Annotated in this window: 20 protein-coding genes; 8 read left to right on the top strand and 12 right to left on the bottom strand. The window is 74.5% G+C overall.

Annotated features, from left to right (window positions below):
* Positions 1 to 43 precede the first annotated feature (43 nt).
* The gene (locus ACFY8W_RS15850) at positions 44 to 1,957 is read left to right on the top strand and encodes an ankyrin repeat domain-containing protein (protein ID WP_391105122.1); all 1,914 of its coding nucleotides are present in this window, start codon (positions 44 to 46) and stop codon (positions 1,955 to 1,957) included.
* Positions 1,958 to 1,968: 11 nt separating this feature from the next.
* On the opposite strand, the gene ACFY8W_RS15845 is transcribed toward ACFY8W_RS15850, so the two are convergent.
* The 4 genes from ACFY8W_RS15845 to ACFY8W_RS15830 all read right to left on the bottom strand — a co-directional run bounded on the left by ACFY8W_RS15845 (position 1,969) and on the right by ACFY8W_RS15830 (position 6,102).
* Positions 1,969 to 3,723, bottom strand: a complete 1,755-nt coding sequence (locus ACFY8W_RS15845; RefSeq protein WP_391105120.1) for a protein kinase — start codon at positions 3,721 to 3,723, stop codon at positions 1,969 to 1,971.
* 128 nt (positions 3,724 to 3,851) lie between these two features.
* Positions 3,852 to 4,418 (bottom strand): GNAT family N-acetyltransferase, encoded by a 567-nt coding sequence (locus tag ACFY8W_RS15840; RefSeq protein ID WP_391105118.1) that lies wholly within the window; start codon positions 4,416 to 4,418, stop codon positions 3,852 to 3,854.
* Between the two features lie 39 nt (positions 4,419 to 4,457).
* Positions 4,458 to 5,333: an SDR family oxidoreductase gene (locus tag ACFY8W_RS15835; RefSeq protein ID WP_391105116.1), complete on the bottom strand. Its 876-nt coding sequence runs from the start codon at positions 5,331 to 5,333 to the stop codon at positions 4,458 to 4,460.
* Positions 5,320 to 6,102, bottom strand: coding sequence for an SDR family oxidoreductase (locus tag ACFY8W_RS15830; RefSeq protein WP_391105114.1), 783 nt, complete (start codon positions 6,100 to 6,102; stop codon positions 5,320 to 5,322). Before ACFY8W_RS15830 ends, ACFY8W_RS15835 begins: the two co-directional genes overlap by 14 nt.
* Before the next feature lie 64 nt (positions 6,103 to 6,166).
* On the opposite strand from ACFY8W_RS15830, the gene ACFY8W_RS15825 reads away from it, so the two are divergent.
* The 5 genes from ACFY8W_RS15825 to ACFY8W_RS15805 are packed head-to-tail and all read left to right on the top strand — an operon-like array spanning position 6,167 to position 10,455.
* The gene (locus tag ACFY8W_RS15825; RefSeq protein ID WP_391105112.1) at positions 6,167 to 6,919 is read left to right on the top strand and encodes an enoyl-CoA hydratase family protein; all 753 of its coding nucleotides are present in this window, start codon (positions 6,167 to 6,169) and stop codon (positions 6,917 to 6,919) included.
* Positions 6,916 to 7,773, top strand: coding sequence for a CoA-transferase (locus tag ACFY8W_RS15820; protein ID WP_391105110.1), 858 nt, complete (start codon positions 6,916 to 6,918; stop codon positions 7,771 to 7,773). The genes ACFY8W_RS15825 and ACFY8W_RS15820 overlap by 4 nt, the downstream gene beginning before the upstream one ends.
* Complete coding sequence (locus tag ACFY8W_RS15815; protein WP_391105108.1) at positions 7,770 to 8,486, top strand: CoA-transferase; 717 nt, start codon at positions 7,770 to 7,772, stop codon at positions 8,484 to 8,486. Before ACFY8W_RS15820 ends, ACFY8W_RS15815 begins: the two co-directional genes overlap by 4 nt.
* 11 nt (positions 8,487 to 8,497) lie before the next feature.
* Positions 8,498 to 9,544: a nitronate monooxygenase gene (locus ACFY8W_RS15810; protein WP_391105551.1), complete on the top strand. Its 1,047-nt coding sequence runs from the start codon at positions 8,498 to 8,500 to the stop codon at positions 9,542 to 9,544.
* Between the two features lie 11 nt (positions 9,545 to 9,555).
* Positions 9,556 to 10,455: a tyrosine-protein phosphatase gene (locus ACFY8W_RS15805; protein ID WP_391105106.1), complete on the top strand. Its 900-nt coding sequence runs from the start codon at positions 9,556 to 9,558 to the stop codon at positions 10,453 to 10,455.
* A gap of 58 nt (positions 10,456 to 10,513) precedes the next feature.
* On the opposite strand, the gene ACFY8W_RS15800 is transcribed toward ACFY8W_RS15805, so the two are convergent.
* The 4 genes from ACFY8W_RS15800 to ACFY8W_RS15785 are packed head-to-tail and all read right to left on the bottom strand — an operon-like array spanning position 10,514 to position 14,261.
* Complete coding sequence (locus ACFY8W_RS15800; RefSeq protein ID WP_391105104.1) at positions 10,514 to 11,671, bottom strand: acetyl-CoA C-acetyltransferase; 1,158 nt, start codon at positions 11,669 to 11,671, stop codon at positions 10,514 to 10,516.
* Between the two features lie 17 nt (positions 11,672 to 11,688).
* Positions 11,689 to 12,306 (bottom strand): TetR family transcriptional regulator, encoded by a 618-nt coding sequence (locus ACFY8W_RS15795; protein WP_391105102.1) that lies wholly within the window; start codon positions 12,304 to 12,306, stop codon positions 11,689 to 11,691.
* Positions 12,307 to 12,321: 15 nt separating this feature from the next.
* Positions 12,322 to 13,107, bottom strand: a complete 786-nt coding sequence (locus ACFY8W_RS15790) for an SDR family oxidoreductase (RefSeq protein WP_391105100.1) — start codon at positions 13,105 to 13,107, stop codon at positions 12,322 to 12,324.
* A complete protein-coding gene (locus ACFY8W_RS15785) occupies positions 13,104 to 14,261 on the bottom strand; it encodes an acyl-CoA dehydrogenase family protein (protein ID WP_391105098.1) in 1,158 nt (385 codons plus the stop codon). Before ACFY8W_RS15785 ends, ACFY8W_RS15790 begins: the two co-directional genes overlap by 4 nt.
* Positions 14,262 to 14,343: 82 nt before the next feature.
* Between ACFY8W_RS15785 and ACFY8W_RS15780 the strand changes: the two genes are divergently transcribed.
* Together ACFY8W_RS15780 and ACFY8W_RS15775 are read left to right on the top strand one after the other, a co-directional pair.
* On the top strand, positions 14,344 to 15,516 hold the full coding sequence (locus ACFY8W_RS15780) for an acyl-CoA dehydrogenase family protein (RefSeq protein WP_391105096.1): 1,173 nt from the start codon (positions 14,344 to 14,346) through the stop codon (positions 15,514 to 15,516).
* Positions 15,516 to 16,502 (top strand): acyl-CoA dehydrogenase family protein, encoded by a 987-nt coding sequence (locus ACFY8W_RS15775; protein ID WP_391105094.1) that lies wholly within the window; start codon positions 15,516 to 15,518, stop codon positions 16,500 to 16,502. Before ACFY8W_RS15780 ends, ACFY8W_RS15775 begins: the two co-directional genes overlap by 1 nt.
* A gap of 18 nt (positions 16,503 to 16,520) precedes the next feature.
* Here the strand turns inward: ACFY8W_RS15775 and ACFY8W_RS15770 are convergent, their stop codons facing one another.
* From ACFY8W_RS15770 to ACFY8W_RS15755, 4 genes are all read right to left on the bottom strand, one after another.
* The gene (locus ACFY8W_RS15770) at positions 16,521 to 17,048 is read right to left on the bottom strand and encodes a pyridoxamine 5'-phosphate oxidase family protein (protein WP_391105092.1); all 528 of its coding nucleotides are present in this window, start codon (positions 17,046 to 17,048) and stop codon (positions 16,521 to 16,523) included.
* A 118-nt stretch (positions 17,049 to 17,166) separates the two neighbouring features.
* Positions 17,167 to 17,556: a VOC family protein gene (locus ACFY8W_RS15765; RefSeq protein WP_391105090.1), complete on the bottom strand. Its 390-nt coding sequence runs from the start codon at positions 17,554 to 17,556 to the stop codon at positions 17,167 to 17,169.
* Between the two features lie 67 nt (positions 17,557 to 17,623).
* Positions 17,624 to 18,343 carry a VWA domain-containing protein gene (locus ACFY8W_RS15760; RefSeq protein WP_391105088.1) on the bottom strand — a complete coding sequence of 240 codons (720 nt, stop codon included), beginning with the start codon at positions 18,341 to 18,343 and terminating at the stop codon, positions 17,624 to 17,626.
* Entirely contained in the window at positions 18,334 to 18,960 is a 627-nt protein-coding gene (locus tag ACFY8W_RS15755) for a helix-turn-helix transcriptional regulator (RefSeq protein ID WP_391105086.1), read from the bottom strand. The genes ACFY8W_RS15760 and ACFY8W_RS15755 overlap by 10 nt, the downstream gene beginning before the upstream one ends.
* Between the last annotated feature and the right edge of the window lie 47 nt (positions 18,961 to 19,007).

The following is a 19,007-nucleotide window of genomic DNA, read 5'->3' as shown; positions in this document are numbered from 1 at the left end:
ATGCATTTGCGCCGTTCGGGTGCTTCGGGTGAGGGTCGGGCACATGAGCAGGTTGTGGGACGCGCTGTGGGCCGGGGACGACGACGGGCTGGTCCGGGCCCTGCGGGAGGGTGCCGACGCCGAGACCCGGGACGAGGGGGAGACGCCGCTGTACCGGGCGGCCGTCGGGAACCAGGCGGTCGCCGTGCGCGTGCTGCTCGCCGCCGGCGCCGACCCCGGGCGGGCGAGCGGCGAGGACGACGGGGACCTGCCGCTGTGCGGTGCGGCGTGCGGCGGCCACACCGAGGTCGTACGAGCGCTGCTCGCGGCGGGCGCGGACCCCGACCAGGAGGAGGGCTACGGCTTCACCGCCCTGGCCTGGGCCGTACGGCTCGGGCACACCGAGGCGGCCGGTGCGCTGCTCGCGGCGGGCGCGGATCCCGCCCGGCCCGGCCCCGACGGGCTCGCCCCGCTGACCGCCGCCGCCCGGCGCGGCTCGCCCTCGCTCGTCCGCGCACTCCTGGAGCACGGCGCCGGACGCGACCGCGGGGCCCTCGCGGAGGCGCTGGCCGAGGCCAGGCGCTGGATCGGCGTCGACATGGCGGCGGTGCTGCGGCGCGGTCTGGTCGGGAGCGGCGGCGCCGCGGACACCTACGAGGCGGTGGTGCGGCGCGTGCCGGAGGACGGCGGGATCACTGTGGTCGTGGAGCTGCTGCGCGAGGACGGCGCGCCGAGCCGCGGCGACGAGCGGCAGACCGGCCACGCCGCCGTCGCCACTCTCCTGGAGGGCGCCCTCGGCGAGTCCGTGCCGCCGGAGGAACTCGCCGGTCGCGCGCTGGCCTGCGGCGATCCCGAGCAGGACGACTGGACGACGGCGGTCGACGCGCTCGCCGCCCGCGCCGACGAGACGGTCTTCGTCACCGCCACCGGCTGGTGCGCGAGCCCCGACCCGCTGCGCCGCGCACTGGGCGCCCGCGTCCTCGCGGCCCTGCCCGGTTTCACGACGAGCGCCGTACCGATCCTGCGGCGCCTGGCGGCGGAGGAGGCGGGGGCATGGACCCTGGCGGGGGCAGGGGCCCTGACGGGGGCGGGGGCCCTGGCGGAGGCAGGGGCCCCGGCGGGGGCAGGGGCCCTGACGGAGGCGGGGGTCGGCGCTGAGGCCGGGGCCAGGGCAGGGGGCCGGAACGACGCCGGGGCGGGGGCGAGGGCCGGGGCGGGAGTTGCGTCCGCGGCCGGGAATGACGCCGAGGCCGGTGCTGAGGCCAGGGCCGAGACGGAGGCTGGGGCTGCGGCCGGGAGTGGGGCTGGGGGCGGGACTGGGGCTGCGGCCGCGGCCTGGCTCGGGGCCCGGACTGACGCCGGGGTCGAGCCGGAGGCTGCGGCCGGGCTCGGGGCCCGGACTGACGCCGGGGCCGGAGCTGCGGCCGCCGGAGCTGGGGCCGGGCCCGAGGCAGGGGCTGCGGGCGGTGCTGCGGCGGGCGCGGGCGGGCGGGAGCCGGTCGCCTCCGTTGTCGGCGCGCTCGGGCGGTGCGGCGACGGGAGCGCCGTGCCCGAACTGCTCGCCTTCGCCGGACATCCGGACGCCGAGGTACGGCGGCAGGTGGCCGCCGCGCTCACGGGCATCGTGCCGGCCGGGCACGCCGAGGCGGTCGGGACGATCACGGCGCTGAGCCGGGACCCCGACGCGCGGGTGCGGGACTGGGCGACGCTCGCGCTCGCCGAGCTGCCCGACGACACGCCCGTCGTCCGGGAGGCGCTGGCCGCCCGGCTCGCCGACCCGGACCCGGAGACGGCCGCCGAGGCGGCCCGCGGCCTGGCCATCCGTCAGGACCCGCGCGCCGTCGAGGCCCTGGCCCGCGTCCTGGCGGACGGCGACCCGGAGGGCCCGGCCCGCGAGACGGCCCTGTCCGCGCTGGAGCACGTGACGGACCCGCGCGTCAGGACCCGTCTGGAGTGGACGGCCCCGCGCTGCCGCTGACGCTCCCGCCTTCAGCGCCCGGCCGTGGCGCCCCGCTCGGTCGCGTTCGGCCAGACCGTCAGGTCGACCATCACGAAGCTCGGCAGGCGCCCGGGCATCGCGGTCGCCTTCACCTGGACCACCAGCAGCGCGATGTCTCCGGAAGGGTGCCTGACGCAGATCTCGCTGCCCGCCGACACCGCCGCCAGCGGCAGGCTGTGGCTCTTGCTGGCGGTGGCGAGGAGCCGGCACTCGTCGAGACCGGCCCCGGGATCGCCGTACATGAGGATGATCGTGCTGCTGTCGCTCTTCAGCTCGCAGTCGTTCTGGTCGCACTCCAGAAGAAGGTCGCCCTTGCGGTCCTTGCGGTCGACCGGCTTCCTGATGCCCAGCGAGTTCTTCTCGTCCAGGGTCCGTCCCGGGTAGCCCACCGGCCGCGGCGAGGCGGACGGTCCGGCCGTCACGGTCGCCGTGTCGCCCTTCCCGCCCGCCAGTCCCGCCGTTCCCGCCGACCCCGCAGATCCCGTCGAGGCCGTCGAGCCCGGCGAAGCCGAGGAGCCCGCGCCTCCCGTCGGGCGCGAGGAGGACGACGAAGGGTCCTGCGCGCCGCGGTCGGACAACCGGTCCAGGGCGTCTCCGACCAGCAGGCTCACCCCGGTCAGCAGCAGCGCCGCGGCCGCCACGGCCCCGGTCACGACCAGCGCGGTGCGCCGCCTGCGCGCCCGGCGCTCCCCGGGCGACTCCTCCGCGCGGCCCGACGGCGCGTGCGGCTGCGGCCAGGGAGCCGAGGGCGGCAGATGGACCGGTGCGGGCATCGCCACCGGTGTGAGCGCGGACGTGGGCATCGCCACCGGCACCACCGGCGCCACGGGCGTGGGCTCGGGGACCGGCGGCGGGATCTCCGGGTCGGGCCCCTTCACCTCCCGCCAGACGGCCGGGCCGACGCCCGCGTCGAGGTCCCCGCCGAGGTGCCGGCGGCACCACTCGACGACCTCCTGCGCGGTGACCCGGTCCGCCGGCGCGGCGGCCAGGCAGCGGGCGATCAGCGGACGGAGCTGTTCCGGCAGGAGCGACAGGTCGGGGTCCGAGTGGACGATCCGGTACAGCACGCTGACCCCCGGCCCGTCCCCGTACAGCGGCCGGCCGAGGGCCGCGAACGCCGCCGTCTGGCCGAGCGCGAAGATGTCGGTGGCCGGGGTGACCTCGCCGGCGGAGGCCTGCTCGGGCGCCATGAACGAGGGGGTGCCGACGGCGGCGCCGGTGGCGGTGTGCGAGGAGACGCCCGACGCCAGCGAGATCCCGAAGTCGATCACCCGGGGCCCGTCGGCGGCGAGCAGCACGTTCCCGGGCTTGAGGTCCCGGTGCACCACGCCCACGCCGTGGATCGCCTGCAGCGCCTCGGCCACGCCGGCCATCAGCCACAGCACCGCCGGGACCGGCAGGGGCCCGCGGCGGACGACGGCTTCCGCGAGGGAGGGCCCGGGCACGTACAGGGTGGCCAGCCAGGGCGGTGTGCCGTCCGCGTCGCCGTCGATCAACTCGGCGGTGTACGCGCCGCGGACGCGGCGGGCGGCCTCCATCTCCCGGCGGAACCGCCGCCGGAAGTCCGGGTCGTCGGCGAGCTCGGGCCGCACCACCTTGATCGCCACCGGCCGGCCGCCCTGCGTGTGCGACAGGTAGACCCGCCCCATGCCGCCGGCACCGAGCCGGGCGGCGAGGCGGTAGCCGCCCGCCTCCACCGGGTCGTCCGCCTGCAGTGGTTGGAACACCTCGGTCGCGCTCTTCATCCGCCTCGTCCCCCCGTTCCTCCGGCCGACCGGCGCGTCGACCAGGGCAGAAGCCTAGGCGAGCGGACCCGGCGGACCGACGGAAGGGGCCGGGTCAGCGGCCGTGGACCGCGGCGCGGTACGGGAGTTCAGGCGTCCCTGTGACGTGCGTGCAGATGGCCGTCGAGCGGGAAGTCGGGCGGTGACGCGGGCAGGACCCGGTCGAAGCCGTAACGGCTCTTCTGCGCCACGCGGCACGAGGCGAGGTTGTCCACCTGGTGCAGGAGTTCGAGCCGCCCGAGTCCGCCGTCCCCGAACGTGTCGAAGGCCCAGCCGGTGAGGGCCTCCAGCGCGCGGGGCGCGATGCCCCGTCCGCGTGCGTGCGCCGCGGTCCAGTAGCCGACTTCGGCCGACGGCGTGCCCGGCGCCACCCCCTTGAGGACCGCGCCCCCGGCCAGCTGTGCGTGGTCCGTGCCGGGGCGCACCTCCAGGACCGCGAAGCCGAACCGGTCCCCCGCCGCCCGTCCCCGCTCCTGTTCCCGCACCCACCGCGTCGCGTCGGCGTCGTTCTCGACGGCGATGCTGGTCCATTGGCGCAGTGCGGGATCCCGGCACACGTCGACGAGTGCGGCGATGTCCTCCGGGCCCCAGGGGCGGAGGACGAGGGCGGGGGCGGACGGCGTCGCGTCGGCACGCAGTAAGAGGGTGTCGTTCACCCCGTCATCCTAGGCACGGGGGCCGCGGGCGGGGCTTGGTCAGGTGCCGTAGACGGGATGCGGGGGCTCCGACGCGGCGAGGAGTTTCAGGGTGGCCTCGCCCGCTTCCCTGGGGGTCCAGCGGGTGGGGCTGGTCGCCGTGGGGCCCGGGCGCCAGCCTTCCATGACCGTCAGGCGGCCGCCCTCCGCCTCGAAGACGCGGCCGGTGACGCCGGCGGACGCGGTGGAGCCGAGCCAGACGACGAGGGGGGAGACGTCCTCGGGGAGTGCGGCGAGGTCCGCGAAGGTCTGCTCGGTCATGCGGGTGCGGGCCGCCGGGGCGATCGCGTTGACCTGGACGCCGTAACGGGCCGTCTCCGCCGCCGCGACCAGCGTGAGGCCGACGATGCCCGCCTTGGCGGCCGCGTAGTTGCCCTGGCCGACGCTGCCGAGGAGTCCCGCGCCCGAGGTCGTGTTGATCACGCGGGCGGCCACCTGACGGCCCGCCTTGGACTCGGCCCGCCAGTGCGCTGCGGCGTGCCGCAGCGGCAGGAAGTGGCCCTTCAGATGGACCCGTACGACCGCGTCGAAGTCGTCCTCGCCCAGGTTGACGAGCATCCGGTCGCGCAGGAAGCCGGCGTTGTTGACCAGGGTGTCGAGCCTGCCGAACGACTCGAGCGCGGTCCGCACCAGTGCCGCCGCGCCTTCCTCCGTCGCGATGTCGCCGCCGTGGGCGACCGCCTCGCCGCCCGCCGCGCGGATCTCCTCGACGACCCGTCCGGCGGGGCTGTCGGCGTCCGGCCGCCCGTCGAGCCCGACGCCGAGGTCGTTGACGACCACCCGCGCGCCCTCCGCGGCGAAGGCCAGCGCGTGCGCGCGTCCGAGCCCCCGTCCCGCGCCGGTCACGATCACCACGCGTTCGTCACACAGACCCATGTCCGTCCTCCTTGTCGGCTGTCGCGGCGTCCAGGAACGCGGGTCGCTCCCCGCCGCCGTGTACGAGCAGCGACGCCCCCGACACGTACGCCGCCCGGTCGGAGGCGAGGAAGACCGCCGCCTCCCCGATCTCGATCGGCTCCGCGAGCCGCCCGAGCGGCACGGTGCGGCCGACGGCGGCGATGCCCTCGGCGTCGCCGTAGTGCAGGTGGGACAGTTCGGTGCGCACCATGCCGAGGACGAGCGTGTTGACCCGTACGTCGGGGGCCCATTCGACGGCCATGGTGCGGGCCAGGTTCTCGAGCCCGGCCTTGGCGGCTCCGTACGCGGCGGTGCCGGGCGAGGGCCGGGTGCCGCTGACGCTGCCGATCATGACGACGGAGCCGCGGGCGGCGCGCAGCCGCTCGTACGCGGCGAGCGAGGTGACGAGCGGGGCGGTCAGGTTCAACTCCAGCACCCGGGCGTGCCGTTCGGCTTCCTCCGCTCCTCCCAGCGGTCGGTACGGCGTCCCGCCCGCGTTGTTCACGAGCGTGTCGAGCCGTCCGTACCGCTCGGCGACCCGGGCGAGGAAGGCCGTCACTTCCGCGGGTCTGCGCAGGTCGGCAGGCTCGAACACGGCCGTGCGGCCCGCTTCTTCCACCGGTTCGTCCGGTGGTCTGCGGGCGCAGACGACGACCTCCGCGCCGGCCCGCAGAAAGGCCCGGGCGATGCCCGCGCCGACCCCTCGGGTTCCGCCGGTGACGACGGCGACCCTCCCGTCCAGCTCCATGGGCTGCTACCTTCCTCCCAGCGTCACCTAACAAACGTTTGGTGGAAAGGTAGCTGATCCGCTCATGGGTGTCTCCACCTCCCGCCCGGACAAGGGCGTCGCACTCGTCACCGTCGACTTCCCACCCGTCAACGCCCTCCCCGTACAGGGCTGGTACGAGCTCACCGACGCCCTCCGCACCGCCGGGCGCGACCCGGAGATCCGCTGTGTCGTCCTCGCCGCCGAGGGCCGCGGCTTCAACGCGGGCGTCGACATCAAGGAGCTCCAGCGCGACCCGGGCCACGACGCGCTGGTCGCGGTCAACCACGGCTGCGCGGAGGCCTTCGCCGCCGTCTACGACTGCGAGGTGCCGGTGGTCGCGGCGGTCGGCGGCTTCTGCCTGGGCGGCGGCATCGGCCTGGTGGGCAACGCGGACGCGATCGTCGCCGCCGACGACGCCGTCTTCGGGCTGCCCGAGCTCGACCGCGGCGCGCTCGGCGCCGCCACCCATCTGGCCCGGCTCGTGCCGCAGCACCTGATGCGCGCCCTGTACTACACCTCGCGCACCGTCACCGCCCGGGAACTGCACGCCCACGGCTCGGTCTGGAAGGTGGTGCCGCGCGAGGAACTCCTCGCCTGCGCCAGGGAACTCGCCGGCGAGATCGCCGCGAAGGACGGCACGCTCCTCCGGCTCGCCAAGGCCGCCATCAACGGCATCGACCCGGTCGACGTCCGGCGCAGCTACCGCTTCGAGCAGGGCTTCACCTTCGAGGCCGCTCTCGCCGGAGTGGCCGACCGCGTCCGGGACACCTTCGGAAGGGACGGCGGGGAGCGGTGACCGACAAGACCATGACCCCGGACGAGGTCGTCGGTCGGCTCCGCTCCGGCATGACGATCGGGATCGGCGGCTGGGGCTCGCGGCGCAAGCCGATGGCACTGGTCAGAGCGCTGCTCCGGTCCGAGATCACCGATCTCACCGTCATCTCCTACGGCGGCCCCGACGTCGGCCTGCTCGCCGCCGCCGGCCGGATCCGCCGGCTCGTCGCGCCCTTCGCGACCCTCGACTCCATCCCGCTCGAACCGCACTTCCGGGCCGCCCGCGAGCGCGGCGCCTTCGCCCTCACCGAGCTCGACGAGGCCATGTTCATGTGGGGCCTGCACGCCGCCGCGAACCGGCTGCCCTTCCTGCCCGTACGGGCCGGGCTCGGCTCCGACGTCATGCGGGTCAACCCCGAACTGCGCACGGTCACCTCCCCCTACGAGGACGGCGAGGAGTTCGTCGCCGTGCCCGCGCTGCGCATGGACGCCGCCCTCGTCCACCTCAACCGCGCCGACCGGCTCGGCAACGGCCAGTACCTGGGCCCCGACCCGTACTTCGACGACCTGTTCTGCGAGGCCGCCGACACCGCGTACGTCTCCTGCCACCGGCTGGTCGACGGCTTCGGTCCCGACACCGTCCCCCAGACCCTGCTCGTCTCCCGGCACAGCGTCACCGGCGTCGTCGAGACCCCGGACGGCGCGCACTTCACCTCCTGCGTCCCCGACCACGACCGCGACGAGCCCTTCCAGAAGCTGTACGCGACCACGCCCTGGCCCGAGTTCGCCGAGCGCTTCCTGTCCGGCAAGACCGAGGACGACTACCAGGCCGCGGTGCGCGCCTGGCACGACGAGCGCACGGAAGGAAGGAAATGACCGTCACCCGAGCCGAGTACTGCGTCGTCGCCTGCGCCGAGGCCTGGCGCGACGACGGCGAGGTCCTCGCCAGCCCCATGGGCCTCGTCCCCTCGTTCGGCGCCCGCCTGGCCAAGCGGACCTTCTCCCCCGACCTCCTCCTCACCGACGGCGAGGCGCTGCTCGTCGGCCTCGACGGGCGGCCCGAGGGCTGGCTGCCGTACCGCCGCCACCTCACCATGGTCACCGGCGGCAGGCGGCACGTGATGATGGGCGCGAGCCAGATCGACCGCTACGGCAACCAGAACATCTCCTGCATCGGCGACTGGGAGCGGCCCGCCCGCCAGCTGCTCGGCGTGCGCGGCGCCCCCGTCAACACCCTCAACAACCCGGTGAGCTACTGGATCCCCCGGCACTCGCCCCGGGTCTTCGTCGAGCGCGTCGACATGGTCAGCGGAGTCGGTTACGACCACGCCGTCGGCCCGTACCACCGCCTGCCCCGGGTGGTCACCGACCTCGCCGTGCTCGACTTCGCGACGCCCGACCACCGCATGCGGCTCGCGTCCGTGCACCCGGGCGTCACCGTCGACGAGGTCCGGGCCGCGACCGGCTTCGAGCTGGTGACGGACGGCGAGGTGCCGTACACCCGCGAGCCGAGTGCCGAGGAGCTGCGGCTGATCCGCGAGGTCGTCGACCCGGGCGGGCTGCGCGACCGGGAGGTCGCGCCCCGATGACGGCCCCCGTCCTGAAGACGGCGCTCACCGAGCTCGTCGGCGTCGAGCACCCGATCGTGCAGACCGGCATGGGCTGGGTGGCCGGACCCCGGCTGGTCTCCGCCACCGCGAACGCGGGCGCCCTCGGCATCCTCGCCTCCGCCACCATGACCGCCGGCGAATTCCGGTCCGCCGTACGGGAGGTGAAGTCCCGCACCGACCGGCCCTTCGGCGTGAACCTGCGCGCCGACGCGGGCGACGCCCGCGAGCGCGTCCGGATCATCGTCGACGAGGGCGTCCGGGTGGCGTCCTTCGCCCTCGCGCCCTCCCGCGACCTGATCGCCGAGCTCAAGGACGCCGGCGTCGTCGTCATCCCGTCCGTCGGGGCGCGCCGGCACGCCGAGAAGGTCGCCGCCTGGGGCGCGGACGCGGTCGTCGTCCAGGGCGGCGAGGGCGGCGGACACACCGGCGAGGTGGCGACGACCGTCCTGCTGCCGCAGGTGGTGGACGCCGTCGGCATCCCGGTGGTCGCGGCCGGCGGCTTCCACGACGGGCGCGGCCTGGTCGCCGCGCTCGCCTACGGGGCGGCGGGCATCGCGATGGGCACCCGTTTCCTGCTCACCTCCGACTCCACCGTGCCCGAGGCCGTCAAGGCGAGGTACCTGGCGGCGACGGTCAGGGACGTCACCGTCACGACCGCCGTGGACGGGCTGCCGCACCGGATGCTGCGCACCGAGATGGTCGCCGCGCTCGAACGGGCGGGCCGGGTACGGGCCCTGGCGCAGGCCGTGCGCCATGCCTCCGGGTTCCGCAGGATCTCCGGCCTGTCCTGGTCCGCGATGGTCCGCGACGGGCTCGCGATGCGCCACGGCAAGGACCTGTCCTGGAGCCAGGTCCTGCTCGCCGCGAACACCCCGATGCTCCTGAAGGCTTCCATGGTCGAGGGCCGCACCGACCTCGGCGTCATGGCCTCCGGACAGGTCGCGGGGGTGATCGAGGACCTGCCGAGCTGCGCGGAACTCGTGACCCGCGTCATGTCCGAGGCCGCGCACGTGCTCCGTACCCTTCCACCCTCGTAAGGGAGTCAGCCATGTCTCTGTCGAGACGCGCACTGCTGAGCACCGCCGGTGCCACCGCCCTTCTCGCGGTCGCCGCCCCGCCCTCACTCGCCCGGCCCCGGCCCCGGGTCACCGCGAACGCCATCCGGCAGATCCCGCTCCAGGGCGCGGTCAACGTCCGTGACCTGGGCGGCTACCTCACGTACGACGGGGCCCGGGTCCGCGACGGCCTGGTCTACCGCGGCGACCACCTCGGCAAGCTGACCACCGCCGACGTGGCCGCGCTCGGCGCGCTGGGGCTCTCCCGCGTGATCGACTTCCGGATTCCGCTGGAGGTGCAGTACGACGGCGCGGACCGGCTGCCGGCCGGGGTCGCCGGGGTCTCCCGGTCCGTCACGGACAACGGCCTGTTCGGGCAGCTGCTCACCGCGATCGGCTCGCGCGACCCGGTCCGGCAGGAGGAGATGCTGGGCGGCGGCCGGGCCGCGGCCTTCATGACCGGGGTGTACCGCACCTTCGTGACGAACGCCGCGAACCGGCAGCAGTTCGGCGCGACCCTGCGCGAACTCGCCGCGCCGGGCTCGGGCCCCCAGCTCTACCACTGCACCTCGGGCAAGGACCGTACGGGCTGGGCGAGTTGGCTGGTGCTCACGCTGGTCGGGGTGCCGGAGCGCTCGGCCACCGAGGACTACCTGGCCTCCAACGTCTTCCGCGCCGCCTACGACGCGCGGGTGCGCGAGGGCCTGAAGCAGGGCGGGCTGATGCAGAACCCGGACCTGATCATCCCGCTCCAGGAGGTGCGCCAGGAGTACCTGGACGCGGCCCTCGCCGAGGTCCGGACCGGCTACGGCAGCCTCTACCAGTACGTGACGCAGGGCCTGGGCCTGGACCTGCGCACGCTCGCGGGCCTGCGGGAGCGGCTCGTCGGCTGACGCGCCCCGTACGCGGGAACGGCCCGCGCCCCTCCCGGGCGCGGGCCGCAGCCGTCGGTCAGAGCCGCTCGATGATCGTGACGTTCGCCTGTCCCCCGCCCTCGCACATGGTCTGCAGCCCGTAGCGGCCGCCCGTGCGCTCCAGTTCGTGCAGGAGGGTCGTCATCAGCTTGACGCCGGTCGCACCGAGCGGGTGGCCGAGGGCGATCGCGCCGCCGTTGACGTTGACGCGTTCGGGGTCGGCGCCGGTCTCCTTGAGCCAGGCGAGGACGACCGGGGCGAAGGCCTCGTTGATCTCGACGAGGTCCATGTCGTCGATGGTCATCCCGGTCTTCTTCAGGGCGTGGGCCGTCGCGGGTATCGGCGCGGACAGCATCCGGATGGGGTCCTCGCCGCGCACCGACAGGTGGTGGATCCGGGCCCGCGGGGTGAGCCCGTGCTCGCGTACGGCGCGCTCGCTCGCGACCAGCATCGCCGCCGCGCCGTCGGAGACCTGGGAGGAGCAGGCGGCGGTGATGGTGCCGCCCTCGACGACCGGGTCGAGCCCGGCCATCTTCTCCAGGCTGGTGTCGCGGCGCGGTCCCTCGTCGACCGTGACGTCCCCGTAGGGCACGGTCTCTCGGGCGAAGCGGCCCTCGTCGATCGCGCGGATCGCCCGCCGGTGCGAGCGCAGGGCGAACTCCTCCTGGTCGCGGCGGGTGATGCCCCACTTCGCGGCGATGAGCTCGGCGCCGTGGAACTGGTTGACCGGAGCGTCTCCGTACCGGGCGCGCCAGCCCTCGGAACCGGCGTACGGGCCCTGGGTGAGGCCGAGCGGTTCCGCGGCCTGCCGGGAGGCGAAGGCGATCGGGATCATGGTCATGTTCTGGGTGCCGCCCGCGACGACGAGGTCCTGGGTGCCGGAGAGCACGCCCTGGGCGGCGAAGTGGATCGCCTGCTGGGAGGAGCCGCACTGGCGGTCGACGGTGACGCCGGGGACCTCCTCGGGCAGTCCGGCGGCGAGCCAGCTGGTGCGGGCGATGTCGCCGGCCTGCGGCCCGACGGTGTCGAGGCAGCCGAGGACGACGTCCTCGACGGCGGCCGGGTCGACGCCGCTCCGCTCGACGAGCGCCTTCAGGACGTGGGCGCCGAGGTCCGCCGGGTGGACGGCGCCGAGTCCGCCCTTGCGCCGGCCCACCGGGGTGCGGACCGCTTCGACGATGTAGGCCTCGGCCATGGCTGTTCCTCCTGTGGCTACGGGGTACGTACGGCGATGCCGTCGAGCACCATCGACAGGTACTGACGGGCGATCTCCTCCGGGCTGTGCTGTCCGCCGGGGCGGTACCAGGACGCGGCGACCCAGACGGTGTCGCGCACGAAGCGGTAGGTGAGCCGGATGTCGAGGTCGGCGCGGAAGGCGCCGGACCGGACGCCGCGCTCCAGGGTGCCGAGCCAGGCCTTCTCGAACCTGACCTGCGAGTCGGTGAGGTAGTGGAAGCGGGGCTGGTCGACGAGGTGACGGGCCTCCTTCTGGTAGATCGCGACGGCGGCGCGGTGCCGGTCGATCTCCCGGAAGGACTCCGTGACGAGGGCCTCGATGGTCTCCCTGGGTCCGAGGCCGGCGGCGAGCACGGCGTCGTAGCCGTCCCACAGCTCGTTCAGGAAGGTGGAGAGGATCTCGTCGAGCATCGATTCCTTGGAGTCGAAGTGGTAGTAGAGGCTGCCGGCGAGCATGCCCGCCTCGTCCGCGATCCTGCGGACGGTGGTGGCGTTGTAGCCCTGGGCGGCGAACACCTCGGCCGCCGTCTCGAGGAGTTCCCTGCGCCGCTCGGGCGAGGCGGTCACCTGCGTGTTCTTCTTTGTCGTTGGCACGCTTCCATTCTGGTCCTAGGCGCGCCGGCTGCTGACGGAGACCGTCTCCCCCGTCATGTACGACGAGTAGCCGCTGGCCAGGAAGACGATGACGTTGGCGACCTCCCAGGGTTCGGCGTACCGCCCGAAGGCCTCCCGTTCGGTGAGTTCGGCGAGCAGCTCGGCGGAGGTGACCTTGACCAGGTGGGGGTGCATCGCGAGGGAGGGGGCGACGGCGTTGACGCGGACGCCGTGGGCGGCGGCCTCGACGGCGGCGCAGCGGGTCAGGGCCATGACGCCGGCCTTGGCGGCGGCGTAGTGGGCCTGGCCGGCCTGGGCGCGCCAGCCGACGACGGAGGCGTTGTTGACGATCACCCCCTCGTTCCCGCTGTCGCGGAAGTGCCGGAGGGCGGCGCGGGTGCAGCGCATGGTGCCGGTGAGCGTGACGTCGAGGACGCGGTCCCACTGCTCGTCGGTCATGTCGGCGAGTTCGGCGGTGCCGCCGAGGCCCGCGTTGTTGACGAGGACGTCGAGGCCGCCGTGGAGCCGCACGGCCGTGTCGTAGAGGGCCTGGACCTGGCTCTCGTCGGTGACGTCGCAGGGCAGGGCGGCGACCCGGTCGGCGCCGAACTCGGCGGCGAGGGCGGTCTCGGTCTCCTTGAGGCGGCGCGTGTGGGCGTCGCTGACGAGGACGCGGGCGCCTTCCTCCAGGAGGCGGCGGGCGGTGGCGCCGCCGATCCCGGCGCCGGCGGCGGCGGTGACGACGGCGGTGCGGCCGGCGAGCAGCCCGTGGCCGGGCACGTACTCCGGTGTGGTGCTCATGGGCGCGGCTCCTTCGGGAGGCCGAGCACCCGCTCGGCGATGATGTTCCGCTGGATCTCGCTGGACCCGGCGTAGATGGTGTCGGCGCGGGAGAAGAGGAAGAGCCGCTGCCAGTCGTCGAGTTCGTAGGGCTCGCCGGCGGCGAGGGTCGCGGCGGCGCCGCGCACGTCCATGGCGAGTTCGCCGAGGTCGCGGTGCCAGTGGGACCAGTAGAGCTTGGCCGTGGAGGGGTCGGTGCCGCACAGGGCGTTGGCGCGCATGGCGCGCAGCCCGGTCCAGGCGCGGACGAGCCGGTCCCGGATCAGCGGGTCGGCGGCGGCGCCGTTGGCGCGGGCGAGGCGGATCAGGGCTTCGAGCTCGCGGCGGAAGCCGACCTGCTGGCCGAGGGTGGAGACGCCGCGCTCGTAGCCGAGGGTGGCCATGGCGATGCGCCAGCCGTCGCCGGGCGCGCCGACCACGTGGCTCGCGGGTGTCCGGGCGCCGTCGAAGAAGACCTCGTTGAACTCGCTGGTGCCGGTGAGCTGGGTGATGGGCCGGATCTCGACGCCGGGCTGGTCGAGCGGGACGAGGAGGTAGGAGAGCCCGGTGTGCGGGCGGGCGCCGGGGGCGCGGGCCTGGGTGCGGGCGATGACGAAGCACCACTGGGATTCGTGGGCGAGCGAGGTCCAGGTCTTCTGGCCGTGCACGACCCACTCGTCGCCGTCGCGGACGGCGCGGGTGCGGACGGCGGCGAGGTCGGAGCCGGCGTCGGGCTCGCTGTAGCCCTGGCACCAGAGTTCCTCGACGGCCCGGATCCGGGGCAGGAAGCGGGCCTTCTGTTCCTCGGTGCCGTGGTCGATCAGGGTGGGGCCGAGGAGCTGTTCGCCGATGTGGTTGACGCGGGCGGGGGCGTCGGCGAGGGCGTACTCCTCGTGGAAGGCGATCTGCTCCTCGACGCTCGCGCCGCGGCCGCCGTACTCCTTTGGCCAGCCGACGCAGGTCCAGCCGTGGGCGGCCATGTGGCGCTCCCAGGCGAGCCGTCCGGCGAACGCCTCGTGCTCCCGGCCGGGTCCGCCCAGGCCCTTCAGCGCGGCGAACTCGCCGCTCAGCCGGTCCTCGAGCCAGTCGCGTACCGCGGCGCGGAACTCCTCGACGCCGCCCGTGGCGCTACTCATGGCCGTACGTTAACCTACCAAACACTTGTTAGGGAAGGATGCCCTTGTCCGACGATGCCGTCCGTACGGAGGCGAACGCCTGATGGACCTCACCCACGACGCGGACACGGAGGAGTTCCGGGCCGAGGCCCGCGCCTGGCTGCGCGACCACGTGCCCGCCCGGCCGCTGCCGTCCCTGGAGACCGAGGAGGGCTTCGCCGCCCACCGCGCCTGGGAGGCCGAACTCGCCGCCGGCCGCTGGTCGGTGGTCTCCTGGCCCGAGCGCTACGGCGGCCGCGGCGTGGACATCTTCCGCTGGCTGGTCTTCGAGGAGGAGTACTACGCGGCGGGCGCGCCCGGCCGGGTCTCCCAGAACGGCATCCACCTGCTCGCGCCCACCCTCTTCGAGCACGCCACCGAGGAACAGCGGGCCCGCGTCCTGCCGTCCATGGCGACCGGCGCGACGATCTGGGCGCAGGCCTGGTCCGAGCCCGAGGCGGGTTCCGACCTCGCCTCGCTCACCTCGCGCGCGGCGCGCACCGAGGGCGGCTGGCTGCTGTCCGGGCAGAAGACCTGGTCCTCGCGGGCCGCCTTCGCCGACCGGGCCTTCGGCATCTTCCGCACCGACCCGGCGCCGGCGGCGGAGGGCCGCCCGCACCGGGGCCTGACGTACCTGATGTTCGACCTCCGCGCCCCCGGCGTGACGGTGCGGCCCATCGGACGGCTCGACGGCCGGCCGGCCTTCGCCGAGCTGTTCCTGGACGAGGTGTTCGTACCGGACGAGGACGTCATCGGCGAGCCGGGCCAGGGCTGGCGGATCGCCATGTCCACCACCGGCAACGAGCGGGGCCTCACCCTCCGCTCGCCCGGCCGCTTCCTGGCCGCCGCCGACCGGCTCGTACGGCTGTGGCGGGAGCGGGCGGACGAGGGCGACACCGCGCTGCGCGACCGGGTCGCGGACGCGGTGATCGGGGCGCGCGCCTACCAGCTGTTCACGGCGGCCGGCGCCTCCCGCCTCGCGGCGGGCGAAGCCGCCGGGGCCGGCAGGGCCGTGGGTGCCGAGTCCAGCCTCAACAAGGTGTTCTGGTCGACGTACGACATCGCCCTGCACGAGACCGCGCTCGACCTGCTCGGCCCGGACGGCGAGCGGGCGGACACCGAGTGGGCCGAGGGCCATGTCTTCTCGCTCGCGGGACCGATCTACGCGGGCACCAACGAGATCCAGCGCGACATCATCGCCGAGCGCCTGCTCGGCCTCCCGAAGGGCCGCCGCTGATGCGTTTCCTGCCGACCGACGAACAGCGCGACTTCGCGCGCTCCCTCGACGCGATGCTGACCGCGGCGGCCGCTCCCACGGCGGTACGGGCCTGGGCGGCCGGCGACCCGGGCCCCGGGCGCGCCCTGTGGGGGCGGCTCGGCGGGGCCGGCGTCTTCGCGCTCGCGGCGCCCGAGGCGTACGAGGGGATGGGCCCGCTGCCCGTCGAACTCGCGCACGCCCTGGTGGAGTCGGGCCGGCACGCCGTCCCGGGCCCGCTGGTGGAGACGGTAGCGGCGACCGCGCTGCTCGCCGAGCTCGCGGTCCTGGGCGAGCCGGCCCCCGCGAAGCGGCTGCTGCCGGGACTCGTGTCCGGGAGCACGGTGGCGACGCTCGCGATGGCCGGCGTCTCGCCGTACGCGCTCGATCCCGACACCGCCGACCTGGTGTTCGCCGTCGACGGCGAGGAGCTGCGGCTCGCTCCCGGGCACGAGGACGTCCACGTGTCCGCCGATCCGGTACGACGGCTGGCGCGGCCCGCGCCGGGCGGCGAGCTGCTGGCGGCCGGGCCCGCCGTGGCCGCCGCGGCGCGGCACGCCCGGAAGTGGGCGCTGCTCGCGACGGCCGCCCAGTCCCTCGGCGTCGGCCTCGCGCTGCTGGACCGGACGGTGGCGTACGCGAAGCAGCGCACCCAGTTCGGCACGGTGATCGGCTCGTTCCAGGCGGTGAAACACCGGCTCGCGGACACCCTGATCGGCCTGGAGTTCGCCGGGCCCCTGCTGTTCGGAGCGGCGCTCACCTTCGCGAGCGGCGATCTCGCGGCGGCCAAGGTGGCGTCCGGCGAGGCGGCGCACACGGCGGCCGCGACCGCCCTCCAGATCCACGGCGCCGTCGGCTACACCGAGGAACTGGACCTCTCCCTGTGGCTGCGCAAGGCCCGCCCCCTGCGCGACGCCTGGGGCACGCCGTCCTGGTGCCGGGCGCAGGTGCTCGCGGCGCCCCGCTAGGGCCTGTCCGGCGCCCCGCTAGGGGGCGTCCTCGCGCGGCGGGCTGTCGTCGTTGCCGCGCCGGAGCGTGCGCACCCCGCGCCCCGGGGACCAGGTGCGCAGGACGATCTCCTCGCCGTCGACGTACGTCCGGACGACCTCCGTGAGCTCGACCCGGAAGACATGGAACGGCATCGGCATGCCGACCTCGGTCGCGTACCAGTCCAGCTTCCGCGGGTCGGTGACCTCGACCGCCCGCCCGGAGACGCGGACGTCGCCGCCGCCCATGCTCGTGCCCTCGCCCGGGTTGGCGAGCAGCGAGAAGCGCGGGTCGCGCCGCACGTCACGGGCCTTGAGCGAGTTGGGCATCATGCCGAGCCACAGCTCACCGGCCCGGAAGTCGGCCTCGATGCCGCTGAGCCGCGGCGAGCCGTCCTTGCGCAGGGTGGCGAGGGCGTGGTGGGTGTACTGGCCGAAGCGCTCGCGCACGGTGGCGGCGAGCTCGGGTTCGACGGCCTCGAAGTCGGACCAGGTGACGGCGGTCGGGGTGGTTCCGGTGGTTCCCATGGTTCCAGGGAACACCGGAAACCCGACATCTTCTGTCCGGATTACTCCGGACCAGGGCCTGGCCGGCGGATCAGGGTCGGATACGCCCCGGACCCGGCCGTGATCCGCCGGACGGGCCCTACGCCTGCGCGGGGGTGGCGGCGCGCTCGGCCTTGCTGCGCTCGACGCAGAACTCGTTGCCCTCCGGGTCCTGGAGGACCACCCAGCCCGTGCCGTCGGGCCGGCGCTGGTCGTCGAAGAGCGTGGCGCCGAGCGCGATCAGTCGCTCGACCTCCTCGTCGCGGGTGCGGTCCTGCGGCTGGAGGTCCAGGTGGACCCGGTTCTTCACCGACTTCTTCTCCGGGACCCGGATGAAGAGCAGGCCGGCCCCGGGCGTCTCGACCAGCGCCTCCGGGTCGCCGGGCTTGTCGTCTTCGGAGACCCTGGAGTCCAGGACCCCGGCCCAGAACGAGGCGAGGGCGTAGGCATCGGAACAGTCGATGGTGACGTGTCGCACGAGGGAAGTCATGCGGTCACTATCGCCCGCCGCGAACCCTCCTGACGAGTGGTTTGATCCCGCGTCACGGCCGTCCGGCTCAGCCCCGGACGATGCCCTGGGCGCGGGCGGCGGCGAGCCAGGCGGGAAGGTCGGCGACCAGCCGGTCGTACAGCTCCTCGTCCCGGACCCGCCGCGGGTCCTTCCCGGCGTGGAAGAACCCGGAGTTGTCGACCGGCCGTTTCGCCGGCACCGCCAGCTCGTCGAGCCGGCGCAGGAACTCGAACTGCCGGCTGCCCGGGTCGCCGAAGCCGACGAACTGCCAGAAGACCGGCAGCCGGGCCGCCTTGCAGACGTACCGCTCGGCGGCGAGCTTGTTGATCGGTCCGCCGTCGGTCTGGAAGACGACGAGGGCGGGCGCGGTCGACCCGCTGTCGAGGTAGTGGTCGATGACCGCGTCCATGGCCAGGTGGTAGCTGGTCTTCCCCATGTGGCCGAGTCCGGCCACGATCCGGTCGATCCGCCCCTCGTGCTCGCCGAGCACGATCTCGGTCTCCGCGTCGACGTCGGTGGAGAAGAACACCACCGGCACCCGGCCGTCGTCGTCGAGCTGCGCCGAGAGCCCGAGCACGCGGTCGGCGAGGGCCTGCACGGTGCCGTCGGCGTAGTACGGCTTCATGGAGCCGGAGTAGTCGACGACGAGGTAGACGGCGAGCCGCTGCCCGTCGATCCCGTGCCGGCGGAGCGAATCCCCCGCCTTCTTGTACAGGTCGACCAGCGCGGGCGCCGCCTCCTCGACCTTGCGCAGGCTCAGAGCCACGGACGGTCCCCCTCCTTCGTGCCTTCGGCGCCCCGCCGCCGCTCGCGCTCCGCCTCCAGCTCCTCGATGTCGGCGAGCATGGCGTCGGCGAGGTCGCGCTCGGCTGCGTAGTACCGCTCGGCCCACTTGAGGGTGAGCGTGGGGTAGGCCCAGGCCTCGTCGGCCCTGGCGCCCTCGGCGTCCTCCTCGGCGCGCTGCCGCATGGTCTCGGCGAACTCGCGGTGCCCGGCCAGGATCTCCCGCATCCGCTCGGGTTCCAGCAGGTGGCCGAGCCAGAGCCGCAGCATCGGCCCGTGCTTGAGGACGGGCGGGTCGAGCGGCGCGGTGCGGGCCCAGGCGCGCACGGCGGCGAGGCCCTCGTCGGTGATGCGGTAGACCCGCTTGTCCCGGGTGCCGACGTCCGGCGCGACCAGCCGCGAGCTCGCGTACCCGGCCTTCTCCAGGCGCTTGAGCTCGCCGTAGATCTGGCTGAACGACGGGCTCCAGTAGAAGAGGCCCAGTGACCGGTCCGACCACTTCTTCAGGTCGTAGCCGGACAACTCCCGTCCGAAGGACAGCAGTCCGAGCACCGCCCAGCTGGTCGCGGGAAGCCCCGGCACGCCCTCTTCGTCCACCACGGACGGCAGTTTACGGCCCTTCCCTCTCCTTCCTATGCCTGCTAGAA

It is taken from the genome of Streptomyces sp. NPDC012637, from assembly GCF_042954805.1.
Classification (GTDB): domain Bacteria; phylum Actinomycetota; class Actinomycetes; order Streptomycetales; family Streptomycetaceae; genus Streptomyces.
Note: the sequence above shows the minus strand (reverse complement) of the source record. Positions and strands in the feature narration are given on the sequence as shown.